Source organism: Flavobacterium supellecticarium (genome assembly GCF_004801375.1).
GTDB lineage: Bacteria > Bacteroidota > Bacteroidia > Flavobacteriales > Flavobacteriaceae > Flavobacterium > Flavobacterium supellecticarium.
In genome coordinates this window covers 859,502-872,698 of record NZ_SSNZ01000002.1, presented here as the reverse complement: position 1 = coordinate 872,698, position 13,197 = coordinate 859,502, and the positions used below count along the sequence as shown (strand labels likewise).

The window sequence follows — 13,197 nt, the reverse complement described above, 5'->3', positions numbered from 1 at the left end:
AGTTTTCATCCTTGATAGTCCCAGTTTGACTCTTAATGTATCTCTTCAAAACCGGCTTTTATATTTCCGATATAATTTTATACTTTTGAATACTAAAAAAATTAAACAATGGCACAAATCACTTTACAGGGAAATACGATCCATACCTATGGAGAATTACCTCAGGTAGGTACACACGCAAAAGATTTTCAACTGGTAAAAAACGACCTTTCCACGGCTTCGTTATCAGATTTTAAAGGGAGTAAGCTTGTATTAAACATCTTCCCTAGCGTTGATACCGGTACTTGCGCAGCATCGGTACGTAAATTTAATGAAAAAGCCAGTAATCTGGAAAATACAAAAGTATTGTGTATTTCGCGTGACTTACCATTTGCTCAGGCTCGTTTTTGTGGCGCAGAAGGTTTATCAAATGTGATCAACTTATCTGACTTTAGAGACGGAAATTTCGGTAAAGAGTATGGATTGACCATCACTGACGGTCCTTTGGCCGGTTTACACTCACGCGTAGTTATTGTAATTGACGAAAACGGAGTGGTGCAATATAGCGAACAGGTACCGGAAATCGTTGACGAGCCAAATTACGATAATGCTTTGGCAGCACTTTAAAGAGCGGAATGAAAAAAGATAATTCCTTTTTTACCGGTCGGCTGAAAAGCCTTGTCTTTGCCTTTAAAGGCGCTTATAAACTGATCACGACCGAACACAGTGTCATGGTTCAATTTAGCCTGGCAATGGTGGTAACTCTGGCCGGATTTTATTATCATATTTCAAAAGAGGAATGGCTTATCCAGACCCTTGCGATCGGATTGGTACTTAGTATTGAAGGATTGAATACGGCTGTCGAAAAGATAGCCGATTTTATTCATCCGGACTACCACCAGAAAATCGGGTTTATTAAAGACATCGCCGCCGGAGCCGTATTTTTTGCTGCAATGGCCGCTATTGCTGTGGGATTAATCATATATTTGCCACGGCTAACCTAATGCAAGGTTTACTGCATTTTTGGGTAACATAATTTCGAATTTTTAAATGGCAAAAACAACAAAAAAAGATACTCCCGATAAAGGAGAAAAAACAGTAAAACCGAAGTTTACATGGCAGTTATCACGCCAGTACAAAGTCCTGCTCGGGGCTTTGCTCGTTTTATTTTCGGTAGCCTTGTTACTCTCTTTTATTTCCTACTATATCTACGGGGATTACGATCAGAGTGCCTTAACCAACTTTGGGGATCGCAGTGAAAAAACCTATAACTGGTTAGGAAAATTTGGAGCTTTCCTATCCGATTTCTTTTTATACAAAGGATTTGGTGTGGCTTCTTTTTTATTTGTCAGACTATTCTTTTTAGCCGGTGCTTATTTATTAGTTGACTTGTCACTTGGAAAACTCAAAAAGAGTATCTTCTGGGACTTATTTGCCATGGTAATTTTGTCCATACTGTTCGGTTTTTTCTGGAATTATGTTCCGCAGTTAGGTGGAATCATCGGTTATGAAATGAACCTTTTTGTTCAGGATTATCTCGGAAAAACAGGTACTTTTCTGGTACTCCTTTTTGGCATTATTGTCTACCTGATTCTGAAAATAAAAATTTCGACCGAAGGCATCAAAAATTTCTTTGAAAAAACCAATCAGTCTTTTAGCGACGAATTAAATCAGGATGCTCCAATAGCACAAAACACTGTGATTACACCCGTTCCGCTTCCGGATGAAATCATCGACGAATCGATCGAAACATCCAACCCGAGTCTGGATTTTAATAGTGAAGAAGACGATGAAATTTTGTCCAATATCGAGTTAAAAACCAAACCTTCTGCTTTTGAAATCGATCAGGAATCACTGAAACCAACTATTGAGCATGCCTCGGAGATCACGTTAAAAACCAAACCGGCAGAACCGGTTGTTCCGGTAGTAACGCCTCCCGTTGTACCAACATCCGAAATTATCAAAACAGATGATGAACATTTTGTCATCGAAAAAATAGAAGAAGAAACCTTTGTTGAAGAAAATCTGGCTGCTAAACTAGTGAAAGATTTCGGAGAATTTGACCCGACACTCGACTTGTCGCACTACCAGTTTCCATCGATCGATCTTCTAAAAGAGTATAATTCCGGCGGCATCACAATCAACCAGGCGGAACTCGAAGAAAACAAAAACCGTATTGTCGAAACACTGCGCAATTACAAAATCGACATTGCGCAAATCAAAGCAACCGTAGGACCAACGGTGACGTTATACGAAATCGTGCCGGAAGCTGGTATTCGTATTTCCAAAATCAAAAGCCTTGAAGACGATATCGCTTTATCATTAGCTGCTTTGGGAATCCGTATTATCGCTCCGATACCGGGCAAAGGAACCATTGGTATTGAAGTTCCAAACAATTCACCGACTATGGTTTCGATGAAGAGCGTTATCGGCTCACCGAAATTTCAGACGGCCGAAATGGAGTTACCTATTGCCTTAGGTAAAACGATTTCTAACGAAACCTTTGTTGTCGATCTGGCAAAAATGCCACACCTTTTAATGGCTGGTGCCACCGGACAAGGTAAATCCGTTGGACTTAATGCTGTTTTAACATCATTACTGTATAAAAAACACCCGGCAGAAGTAAAATTTGTACTGGTGGATCCTAAAAAAGTGGAGCTTACGCTTTTTAATAAAATCGAGCGCCATTATCTGGCCAAACTTCCGGATACCGAGGATGCCATTATTACCGATAACACAAAAGTGATCAATACACTGAATTCCCTTTGTATCGAAATGGACAACCGTTACAGCCTGCTAAAAGATGCGATGGTTCGGAACATTAAGGAGTACAACGAAAAATTCAAACTTCGCAAACTAAATCCCGAAAACGGACACCGGTTCCTACCCTATATCGTTTTGGTTGTCGATGAGTTTGCCGACCTGATCATGACCGCTGGTAAAGAAGTGGAAACCCCTATCGCCCGACTGGCACAGCTGGCACGTGCGATTGGAATTCATTTGATCATCGCAACACAACGTCCATCGGTAAATGTTATTACCGGTATCATCAAAGCCAATTTCCCGGCCCGGATCGCTTTCCGTGTTACATCCAAAATTGACTCCAGGACGATTCTGGACAGTCAGGGTGCCGATCAGTTGATTGGACGCGGGGATTTATTGTATACACAAGGTAACGATCTTACCCGCGTACAATGTGCTTTTGTAGATACGCCTGAAGTGGAAAAAATAACCGAATTTATCGGTTCTCAAAAAGCTTATCCGAATGCTTATTTGCTTCCGGAGTACGTTGGCGAAGAAAATGGCATAAGTCTTGATATTGATATTTCCGATAGAGATTCTTTATTCAGAGATGCTGCCGAAATTATTGTAACCGCACAACAGGGATCGGCTTCTTTGTTACAAAGAAAACTGAAATTGGGATACAATCGCGCCGGACGACTAATCGACCAGCTGGAAGCAGCCGGAATCGTTGGTCCGTTCGAAGGCAGCAAAGCCCGTAGCGTATTGATTCCTGATCTTGTATCTCTTGATCAATTCTTTGCTAATGAACTAAATGATTTGTAAAATGCGTACTTTTTTTCAATTTTTAACCCTACTCCTATTTGGTTTAACATTACAGGCCCAGGACTCCAAAAAGGCAAAAGACCTGCTGGATGAAGTTTCCGCTAAAGCCAAAAGTTACGATAACATTGTAATCGATTTTCGCTTTACCCTGCAAAATCAAAAACAAAACCAAAATCAGGACAGCAAAGGAAACCTTACTTTAAAAGGGAATCAGTTTGTTTTGAACTTTATGGGCGTTACCCGTATCTTCGACGGAAAGAAAAATTATACCATCATTCCGGAAGATGAAGAGGTAACGATTTCCAAATACAACGAAAACGATGAAAATTCGATCACGCCATCCAAAATGCTAACGTTCTTTAATTCCGGTTATAAATACAACTGGGATATCCTGCAAAACATCCGTGGTCGTAAAATTCAGTATGTAAAACTAACACCACTTAGTTCAAAAGATAAAACCAAAGAAATACTGTTAGGTATTGATACTCAAACCAAACACATCTATAATAAGATCGAAATTGCAAAAGACGGTACAAAAACCACGCTTACTGTTAATTCTTTTAAAACGAATCAGCCTATTTCGAAAAATCATTTTACCTTTACCGAGAGTAAATATCCTAATTACTACATCAATAAATTAGATTAATTATCGGGTGAAAATATTAGACCGTTACATTCTTAAAAGCTTTCTGATTACATTTGCTACGGTATTTGTAATCCTTTTTTTTATATTCATTTTACAGGGAATATGGCTCTTTATTGCCGAATTAGCAGGTAAAGATCTCGATGCCTGGCTTGTATTTCAATTCCTCCTTTTCTATTCGCCCAAAATGATTCCGTTGGTATTGCCACTTTCTATTTTGCTGGCTTCGATCATGACTTTTGGAAGTTTTGCCGAGAATTATGAATTTGCGGCGATGAAATCGTCCGGTATTTCCCTGAAACGGGCCATGCAAAGTTTGAACATTTTCATTGTGATTCTGAGTTTTGTATCCTTTTTTTTTGCTAACAATGTCATTCCAAAAGCCGAATATAACTTCGTAAACCTCCGAAAAGAAATTTTTCATACCAAACCCGCTATGGCTATTGCCGAGGGACTTTTTAATAAAATCGGTAACATTTCGATCAAAGTCAACAAAAAATCCGGGGAAAAAGGCGAGCAATTACAAGGCGTAACCATGCACGAAAAATCCAACCTCGGAACCGGTAACAAATCGGTTATTAAAGCTAAAAGAGGTTTATTGATCAACGAAGAGAATTCGAATATTCTAAAACTGGATTTGTTCGACGGTTATTATTATGAAGATGTAATGCCGAAAAGCTACGAAGAACGCAAAAGAGAACCGTTTGCCAAAGCTGCTTTTAAAAAATACCGCGTGAATATTGATCTGACGGTTTTAAATCCGGTAGACGAAAACGAAAAAATCACCAATACGAATACCATGCTTACCCTGAATGAGTTGAATTTTACAATCGACTCACTCGAAACCAATCTAAAAAAGGATAAACTTTCTTTTGCCGATAACATCATACAAGGAACCGATTATGCGTTGAAGCCCAGACATAATACTGCTGGCGGTGACCCGTACAAAGCCAAAGACCTATTGTCACTGATGGCGCCGGATATGCAATACAAAGTTCTGGAAATCGCCAAAAACAATATCACGAGTCTAAACTATTCTATCGACAGTAATAGTGCCGATTTACTTGAAAAACAAAAAAACATCAACGTACACTGGATTGTACTCCACGAAAAATTTGTAGTCGCTTTTTCCTGTCTGCTAATGTTCTTTATCGGAGCGCCATTAGGAGCTATCATCCGAAAAGGAGGACTGGGATTACCAATCGTATTTGCGGTACTTATCTTTATTATTTACCACTTCATCAATACCTTCGGTAAAAAAGTAGCACAGGAAAATGGTATTCCTCCTTTTTTAGGAACCTGGATGGCATCCATTGTATTAACACCATTGGCGATATTCCTAACCTATCGTGCAACCAACGATATTGGCGTTATGATCAATTTTGACTGGATCACATTACCGTTCCAAAAACTTTCCGAAAAACTATTTAAAAATAATAACAACCAAAATGGCAACTAACACTAACATACAACTCCACACTATAGAAGAAGCTATTGAAGACATCCGACAAGGTAAAATTATTATTGTTGTAGATGACGAAGATCGCGAAAATGAAGGCGACTTTATCGCAGCCGCTGAAAAAGTGACTCCTGAGATGATCAACTTTATGGCTACCCATGGTCGTGGTTTGATTTGTGCTCCTTTAACGGAAGCCAGATGTAAGGAACTTGATTTAAACCTGATGGTAACCAACAATACCGTACTTCATGAAACTCAGTTTACCGTTTCGGTCGACTTAAAAGGGCATGGTTGTACCACAGGTATTTCGGTTCACGACAGAGCCAAAACGATCCTTTCATTAGTAGATGACAACACCAAACCGGAAGACCTTGGTCGACCAGGACATATTTTCCCATTACGCGCCAAACAAGGCGGTGTATTGCGTCGTACCGGTCATACGGAAGCCGCAATCGATTTAGCGCGTCTGGCAGGCTTAAAACCAGCCGGAATCCTTGTTGAAATCTTAAACGAAGACGGATCGATGGCACGTTTACCACAATTGATGGAAGTAGCCAAACGATTCGATCTTAAAATCGTATCGATTGAGGCATTGGTAGCCTACAGAATGCAACACGACAGCTTGATTCAGAAAAAAGAAGATTTCGAGATTGAAACCCGTTTCGGAACGTTCCGCCTTCGTGCTTATCTACAAATCACCAACAAACAAGTGCATATTGCGCTTACCAAAGGAAGCTGGAGCTCTGGCGAATCGATCCTGACGCGTATCAATTCCACGCATGTGAATAACGACATTTTAGGAACGCTTACGAATGATGCCGACAAACGTTTGGATGATATGTTCCGTCGTATCAACGAGGAAGGCCGTGGCGCGATATTGTTTATCAACCAAGAAATCCAGTCATCTGATATGCTAAACCGTTTGTCAGAACTGAAAAATTTACAGGCACAAGGCGTAAACAAAGCACCTCAGATCAAGATCGACACCAAAGATTTCGGAATCGGAGCCCAAATGCTACACGATTTGGATATCTGCAAAATCCGTTTGTTATCCAATTCCGAGCAAACCAAACGTGTGGGGATGATTGGATACGGTTTGGAAATCACTGAATACGTAGGTTTTTAATCAAACCCTTACTTTATAAGTCGGTCACTATAAATTAGTTACAAAACCAATCACTTTTTTTGGTGATTTTATAGCACAAAAGACTTGTAAAACCCGGAAAACACACTATATTTGCAACCGCAATCCTAAAGCGGTTGCGTCTTATTGGAGAAATGGCAGAGTGGTCGATTGCGGCAGTCTTGAAAACTGTTGACTGTAACAGGTCCGGGGGTTCGAATCCCTCTTTCTCCGCGAGAATTTTCTTACAAAAGCCCTGATTTATGATCAGGGCTTTTTTGTTTGCTATACTTTGTGATTTTCTTCTCTGGTAAATAAAACTCTCGTCTATTTTTATTATGATTTATAATTCAATGCTTTATCTTGTAAATTAGGTAAAAATACGTATTGTTTTATTGGGTATAAATTAGTTTCTTTCGGGTTTTACAAATCTTGTGATCTCGCTCTTCTACTAAATATAGATATGTAAGGTTTCGTGAAAAAAGAATCCTAAGGAAAATCTCAACCAAGCTATTATAATTTATGTATAGTGAGAAATTAAAAGAAATTAAAGAAAAACTAGATAAAGGAGAAAAAGTTGAATCAATTAGTGTACGAAATTTCCTTTATTGGTTTTGGGGATCACAAAGAAGAGGCTGGGGAGTTGTATCAGCCATTAGATACAATTTAAAAATCAATGGATTAGAAACTTACCCAGATTTTAATAGTGTATATATTGATTCATTGATTGAGTTTAGAAAAGTTGTACCTGCAAAAAATGAAAAAAATAAGGATGAAAATCAGCCTGAAAATATTGCAGAGAAATCTACTGACGATGTACTGAACTTTGATGATCCAACCTATAGAATTTCAAGATTAGAAGCCGCGAATAAAGAATTAATTTTCGTAAAACCGGATAGTGAGCTTTCTGAAGCTATAACTTTAATGATGACCCATGATTATTCTCAGCTTCCAGTTATGCAACAGCCTAATAGAGGACTAAAAGGTGTAATTAGTTGGAGGTCAATAGGCCAAAAACTATCCGTCAAAAATTCTTCCTCTATAGTTAGGGAATTAATGGAACCCAATTTTCAACTGATCTCAGAAGAAACATCCCTTTTCAAGGCTTTACCGATAATTATTGAGCATGATTATATTTTGGTAAAAAACAAGGCGGATGAAATTTGTGGAATAGTAACGGCAAGTGATCTAAGCTTACAATTTAAACAATTGACAGAACCTTTTTTATTAGTAGCTGAAATTGAAAATCACGTAAGACAAATTCTTGTTACTGTTAACAAAGAAGAACTTGAAAAAGGAAAAGATTCTAAAGATGAAAACAGAAAAATAGAATCGGTCGCAGATTTAACATTTGGCGAATATCAAAGAATTTGTGAAGTTCCGGAAATTTGGGAAAAGTTAAAACTTTCGATTGATAGAAAAATATTTTGCTTTGAATTAGATAAAATTAGAGTAATTAGGAATAACATTATGCATTTTGATCCAGATGGTTTAGAGGCTAAAAGCACAGAAACACTTAGAAATTTTGTTAGGCTCTTACAAACTCTAAGAAATTTAAAAGTATTTTAAAAAAGGCTCTAGCTAATAGCACTCGACTAACATTAACTCTCAATACTTAATGATCTTTCTTGAATTGCACTAGAGATGCTAAACTTTTGAATATTAAGCTTACCTTCATAACTAACATTAAAAAATAAAATGGTTATATTAAACATATTAGAATGGCTTTCCAAATATGGATTCATTGATATCCTTTTCGGTATAGGGATATTTACTATAATAAATAAAGCTTTAAAAAGTAAAATAAAGTCAAGCATAGATGGAGCAGATTTGTTACCGTATTTTGATACAGATAATAATACATTTATTTTAGGGATAAAAAATCAATCTAGCCAACCTTTATATCTTTATCAAGCATATGTAAAACCGGGATATTATATAGAAGAATACGACAAGACATCTTTCGAAACAAAACTTCGTTCATTGATGCTTATGAAATTTGTAAATGATAGTTTTCCGAAAATGGACCGTCCAAAAACAACAGATGGGAATTATGTCTTGCAAGTTCAAGGAATAGATAGAAATATTTCTCCGACACTATTTGTAGAACCTTTTAGTTATAAAGAATATTCTCTGGATTACAGAGAGCTTAGCCATAAGTATATTGATAACCCAAATGAAATATTTGACAATAAAAAGTTCGGGCAATTAAGTTTAAACTTTGTACATGGAGTTAACTCAGGGAAATTAATATTGCAATTGTAAACCAGTATATAGCATAGATTTTGTATAATAATTCATTTATTTTTTACTGAAATCCTCAGTAGTTTCAACTTTCGGTTTCATAACAATATTTTCTTAAACGTCAATATGAGGGATATTAGCAGCAACCCATAATGGCGCAGTAATTATAAACTAACGGTAAGAAATGAATGATCAAGAACTTATAAATATCTACGAGACAACTTATAAAGAAGAGTTTGATAAGCATTTTCAAATTGCTAACACTTTTTACGACAACGCTCGGGACAAAAAGTATGCAATTGAAATGGGATTGGGTATTATTGGATTTTTGTTTGCATTTAGAAATTCATCAGAACTTGAAAAAAAAATCATGAAGAACTACGATCATTGTTATAAACTTGGATGTACAGTTGTAGACACAATTCGTGTAATTCCAAGTTTGATAGAGCAAAATAAAGTGAGAGTGGATGAGTGGAATACTAATCATAAAAACGATATATCTATTAAGTTCAAAAAAATATTAGGTATTCCATACGGCATCAGGCAAATCAATATTAAAAGAAACATGCGTACAGGTTCTCCTTTTGAAAGTTTAACGACTGAAAAAGGAATTGCTAAAGAACTCGCAAGACAAAGAGCAATTGTTGATTTAATAGCTCAACTCAAGTTGAAGTATATTGAAATTGATGGTTCATCAGAGATTAACGGAAATAATTTACTTCCAATTAAATTTGAAAAACTCACGAATTTAAAGAAAGCGCTTTCGGTCAACGACTTGAACAAATTTTTCAAATTAATCCAAAGTGTTTTTGCAAGCATGTCCTACGGCATGAAAATTACTGAAGGTTATTTCCATAGCCATATTCATCTATTGTTGACACTGCTTGACTTTAAAATTGAATCTGAACTGGAAACCAACATAGGACGAATTGATTCCGTTATTGAAACCGACAACTATATTCATATTATAGAGTTCAAACAAAACGACAGTTCAATTGCGATTGAGCAGATTAAACAGAAAAAATATTATCAAAAATATTTTACTACTAAAAAGAAAATAATTTTAGTTGGTGTTGGAGTGGATAAAAACGAACGAAATATCCTTAATTGGCAAATGCAATCCTATAAATGACTATGTCCAAAAAATGAAGCAATATCGCTTCATACGAACAATAGGGCTTTTGCTCACAAGAGCTTAGCGCGCAAAGTAAAGTGATTAAATTGTGATGCTTCTGTCAAATATTATCTATGGTGAGTGTTTCACTTCTAATAGAATCACTTCGCTAAACTTCGAGGGATTATAAATAATAAACCATATTGTCAATACTAAAAGAATCTAATAATTATTACCTCATCCAACCTTATTATAATACAACAAAGCGGCATCAGGTGTTCGATTGTGATACCTCTCACAACCCGCCACTTTATTAAAGACCCAGATAGCGCGGATTTGCAATCCGCGCTATCTGAAGTAAATTTTGCAACCCTTTTATTTTTTCGACTATCCTTAAAATAGGCTGACTATTTTTTGAATTTACATTTGCCATTTAGATATCAAAAAATCCTGTATTATCTTCCTTCATTTTCTTTTTGATTCTGTCAATTATTTTCTTTTTACCTAGAATAGATGTGCCTACCATTGTTTCAGAAAGAAAAGTAACCTCATTTCCATCAATTATATAATCATAAAAAATCAAATCCATTTCAATCACATTTGTTCTTTTAAAAGAAATTGTAAATTCAGGCATTAGAAATGATATTACCTTTTCAATATATTCTTCTCCAAAGTTTTTAGATATTTTAACTTCCTTTTTAAAAAACATAATTACCTATAATTTAAAGTTGTATTGCTTTTGTGGATCTTTTATTAGACGGCCTATAGAACCCTATTTGAGATAGTGCAATTTACATATTTGCGGTACTATTCCAAAACTTTATAAAAATCGATAAGCGGTTAGGATCTATTGGAGAAATGGCAAAGGTTCGATTAAGGTAGTTTTGAAAACTGTTGACTGTAACAGGTTCGGGGCGAATCTCTCTTTCTCTGCTATTTTACAAAATCCCTAATTTAAAATAAGATTTTTCTCTAGTTTTAGGCACGTATCACACCCGAGGCTTTAGCCGAACTGACAAAGTAAATCCGCGCTATCGGGGGTTTATGTTATTGTAAATATTGCAGAAAGAAGCTGTCAAATTGAATACTATGAACACGGGAATCTAGCATATGAGAGAGTACAAAGAGTTTAAGAAAAACGGCTGGTAACAGCAGCTTTGCGTAATGGGTAGTTTATCTTTCTTGGAAAACAATCCGCTAATTCAAATTTTACTTATCTTTCTTATAAATTATTAATGTTCCGCCACTGCGCAAAGCCATGGAACGTTATCAGCAAGTTTATACAACATCTACTTAAAAATCATGTTTGAGATATTTTCCACAAGAGAAGTTGCAATTATAATCTGGTCATCAATATTTATTGTTGGAGCACTAATTATTCTAAAATTTAAGGGAATTTTACCTCTTCTAAAATCATTCTTTAACTATAAAATTCAAACCCTTCTTTGGAGTACATTCATTTATATAGCAGTCGTAACGATTTGTTTGTATTACTTAAGAACTTGGGATCTAACATTGCTAAAAGATACAATTATATGGTCGATCACTTCGGCAACAATTTTACTTTTCAACATCAGTAAAGTAAAAGATTTCACTTATTTCAAACCTATGGTTTTAGAAAACCTAAAAGCTACCGTAGTTTTCGAATTCATTACAAATTTTTACACTTTTAGTTTCACTACAGAAATGATTGTTATACCAATTATGACTTTCATTGGAGTTCTTCAAATCTTTGCGGAGCATTCATCTAAAACAAATTCAGAACATTTGAAAGTCGCAAGTTGCTTGAAAAGATTCCTATCCATTACTGGAATTTTAATCTTCATATATGTCAGTTATAAAACTTACAAATACTATGACCAACTTTTAACTATTCAAAATATTAAAAGTTTATTACTCCCATTTGTGTATACATTATTTTTAATTCCATTTCTTTATTTTGTAGCTCTATATATGAGTTATGAAATGCTTCTTATCCGTATTCCTTATCTATTGAAAAAGGAAAAGAGAAGAAAAAAATTGAAAAAAAATATTTTCCTGTTTGCTAAATTAAATTTGAACAAGCTTCATAAAATTAGTACAGGATTAAATTGGTACTCAATAGAAAAACATGGAATAAAGAAAAGTTTGAGAAAGATTATTAAATAATAAAACCTGCCTATAACAGCGGTTTTGCGCTATAGCTCGTTTTATCTTTCTTTCAAAATATGCTGAACCTTACAATTTCTTATTAGATTTATCCTTAACGTACCACTACGGCTCAAAGCCGCGGAACGTTGTAAGCAGGTTTCAAACGAACTTTTAGAACTTTTTATTTTAATTGTTACGGAAAACCGTATTTAAAAAGAACCCTTTAATTGTAAATTTCTAAAATTTTAAAAGTGAAATCATGAAAACTAAAATCCTATTTCTATCCTTTTATTTATTCTTTATAATCGGGTGTTCTCCTAATAAAAGTGAATTGTTTAGAGAAACTGATTCTTTTGTAGAATCATTACAGACAACTTATGAAAGTTATGGAATCCTTGGTGGCTCAGAATATGCAAAAACAACAAGTGATGGATTATATACTATCACGCCAGTTGGAAGATTAATCAATATTAAAATTCAAAAAGTTGTAGAAAACAGAGAATACGAAGAACTCAAACAAGATTTGAAAGCCCATTATAAATGTAATACAAAAGTAAATGATGTTTATATCTGTCAAGCCGGAACAGTTATGATTGATTGTAGAAATTGATATACTCAAATCAATAAAACCTGCTTACAACAGCTGTTTTGCGCCATAGCTACTTTTCTTGTAAAAGTTCGTTTTGTTCAGCCGAGCGAACTCAGTTTCAATTTCCGCAACGGACGAAAAGTTACAGGACGTTTAAATAATTAAGCCAAAAAAACACTAAACAATACAGTCATATATAACATCACCCCACCCTATCAAAATACAACAAAAACAGCATCAGGTGTTCGATTGTGATACCTTTCAGCCCGCGACTTTACAAAAGCCCTGATAAAAATTATCAGGGATTTTTTATTATACTTATTTTCGCTACTCCCCTTCAAGCCTTGCT

Annotated in this window: 12 protein-coding genes and 1 tRNA gene; 12 read left to right on the top strand and 1 reads right to left on the bottom strand. The window is 35.6% G+C overall.

The annotated features are described in order from the left end of the window. Window positions 1-108: 108 nt before the first annotated feature. The 10 genes from tpx to E6C50_RS08670 all read left to right on the top strand — a co-directional run bounded on the left by tpx (window position 109) and on the right by E6C50_RS08670 (window position 10,147). A complete protein-coding gene (tpx, locus tag E6C50_RS08715; RefSeq protein ID WP_136402812.1) occupies window positions 109-606 on the top strand; it encodes a thiol peroxidase in 498 nt (165 codons plus the stop codon). Between the two features lie 8 nt (window positions 607-614). Further along, window positions 615-983: a diacylglycerol kinase family protein gene (locus E6C50_RS08710; RefSeq protein WP_136402811.1), complete on the top strand. Its 369-nt coding sequence runs from the start codon at window positions 615-617 to the stop codon at window positions 981-983. 46 nt (window positions 984-1,029) lie between these two features. Then, entirely contained in the window at window positions 1,030-3,546 is a 2,517-nt protein-coding gene (locus E6C50_RS08705; RefSeq protein WP_136402810.1) for a DNA translocase FtsK, read from the top strand. A gap of 1 nt (window position 3,547) precedes the next feature. Further along, window positions 3,548-4,192, top strand: a complete 645-nt coding sequence (locus E6C50_RS08700; RefSeq protein ID WP_230978983.1) for a LolA family protein — start codon at window positions 3,548-3,550, stop codon at window positions 4,190-4,192. A 7-nt stretch (window positions 4,193-4,199) separates the two neighbouring features. Then, window positions 4,200-5,648 carry an LptF/LptG family permease gene (locus E6C50_RS08695; protein ID WP_136402808.1) on the top strand — a complete coding sequence of 483 codons (1,449 nt, stop codon included), beginning with the start codon at window positions 4,200-4,202 and terminating at the stop codon, window positions 5,646-5,648. Next, window positions 5,638-6,774 (top strand): 3,4-dihydroxy-2-butanone-4-phosphate synthase, encoded by a 1,137-nt coding sequence (ribB, locus tag E6C50_RS08690; protein ID WP_136402807.1) that lies wholly within the window; start codon window positions 5,638-5,640, stop codon window positions 6,772-6,774. Before E6C50_RS08695 ends, ribB begins: the two co-directional genes overlap by 11 nt. A 146-nt stretch (window positions 6,775-6,920) precedes the next feature. Further along, window positions 6,921-7,005 (top strand) — tRNA-Ser (locus E6C50_RS08685). A gap of 288 nt (window positions 7,006-7,293) precedes the next feature. Next, window positions 7,294-8,340, top strand: coding sequence for a CBS domain-containing protein (locus E6C50_RS08680; RefSeq protein ID WP_136402806.1), 1,047 nt, complete (start codon window positions 7,294-7,296; stop codon window positions 8,338-8,340). Window positions 8,341-8,469: 129 nt separating this feature from the next. Next, window positions 8,470-9,036: a hypothetical protein gene (locus tag E6C50_RS08675; RefSeq protein ID WP_136402805.1), complete on the top strand. Its 567-nt coding sequence runs from the start codon at window positions 8,470-8,472 to the stop codon at window positions 9,034-9,036. 163 nt (window positions 9,037-9,199) lie between these two features. Next, window positions 9,200-10,147, top strand: a complete 948-nt coding sequence (locus E6C50_RS08670) for a PD-(D/E)XK nuclease domain-containing protein (RefSeq protein ID WP_136402804.1) — start codon at window positions 9,200-9,202, stop codon at window positions 10,145-10,147. Window positions 10,148-10,562: 415 nt separating this feature from the next. Here E6C50_RS08670 and E6C50_RS08665 read toward each other — a convergent pair whose 3' ends face one another. Beyond that, the gene (locus E6C50_RS08665) at window positions 10,563-10,838 is read right to left on the bottom strand and encodes a hypothetical protein (RefSeq protein ID WP_136402803.1); all 276 of its coding nucleotides are present in this window, start codon (window positions 10,836-10,838) and stop codon (window positions 10,563-10,565) included. 593 nt (window positions 10,839-11,431) lie between these two features. On the opposite strand from E6C50_RS08665, the gene E6C50_RS08660 reads away from it, so the two are divergent. After that, window positions 11,432-12,277: a hypothetical protein gene (locus E6C50_RS08660; RefSeq protein WP_136402802.1), complete on the top strand. Its 846-nt coding sequence runs from the start codon at window positions 11,432-11,434 to the stop codon at window positions 12,275-12,277. A 241-nt stretch (window positions 12,278-12,518) separates the two neighbouring features. Beyond that, a complete protein-coding gene (locus tag E6C50_RS08655) occupies window positions 12,519-12,869 on the top strand; it encodes an ABC transporter (RefSeq protein ID WP_136402801.1) in 351 nt (116 codons plus the stop codon). The last annotated feature ends 328 nt before the right edge of the window (window positions 12,870-13,197 follow it).

Excerpts from the sequence above, each read along its gene's own strand:
- E6C50_RS08660 (WP_136402802.1), top strand. The coding sequence starts at position 11,432 with ATGTTTGAGATATTTTCCACAAGAGAAGTTGCAATTATAATCTGGTCA.
- E6C50_RS08705 (WP_136402810.1), top strand. The coding sequence starts at position 1,030 with ATGGCAAAAACAACAAAAAAAGATACTCCCGATAAAGGAGAAAAAACA.
- E6C50_RS08655 (WP_136402801.1), top strand. The coding sequence starts at position 12,519 with ATGAAAACTAAAATCCTATTTCTATCCTTTTATTTATTCTTTATAATC.
- tpx (WP_136402812.1), top strand. The coding sequence starts at position 109 with ATGGCACAAATCACTTTACAGGGAAATACGATCCATACCTATGGAGAA.
- E6C50_RS08670 (WP_136402804.1), top strand. The coding sequence starts at position 9,200 with ATGAATGATCAAGAACTTATAAATATCTACGAGACAACTTATAAAGAA.
- E6C50_RS08700 (WP_230978983.1), top strand. The coding sequence starts at position 3,548 with ATGCGTACTTTTTTTCAATTTTTAACCCTACTCCTATTTGGTTTAACA.
- E6C50_RS08710 (WP_136402811.1), top strand. The coding sequence starts at position 615 with ATGAAAAAAGATAATTCCTTTTTTACCGGTCGGCTGAAAAGCCTTGTC.
- E6C50_RS08680 (WP_136402806.1), top strand. The coding sequence starts at position 7,294 with ATGTATAGTGAGAAATTAAAAGAAATTAAAGAAAAACTAGATAAAGGA.
- E6C50_RS08665 (WP_136402803.1), bottom strand. The coding sequence starts at position 10,838 with ATGTTTTTTAAAAAGGAAGTTAAAATATCTAAAAACTTTGGAGAAGAA.
- ribB (WP_136402807.1), top strand. The coding sequence starts at position 5,638 with ATGGCAACTAACACTAACATACAACTCCACACTATAGAAGAAGCTATT.
- E6C50_RS08675 (WP_136402805.1), top strand. The coding sequence starts at position 8,470 with ATGGTTATATTAAACATATTAGAATGGCTTTCCAAATATGGATTCATT.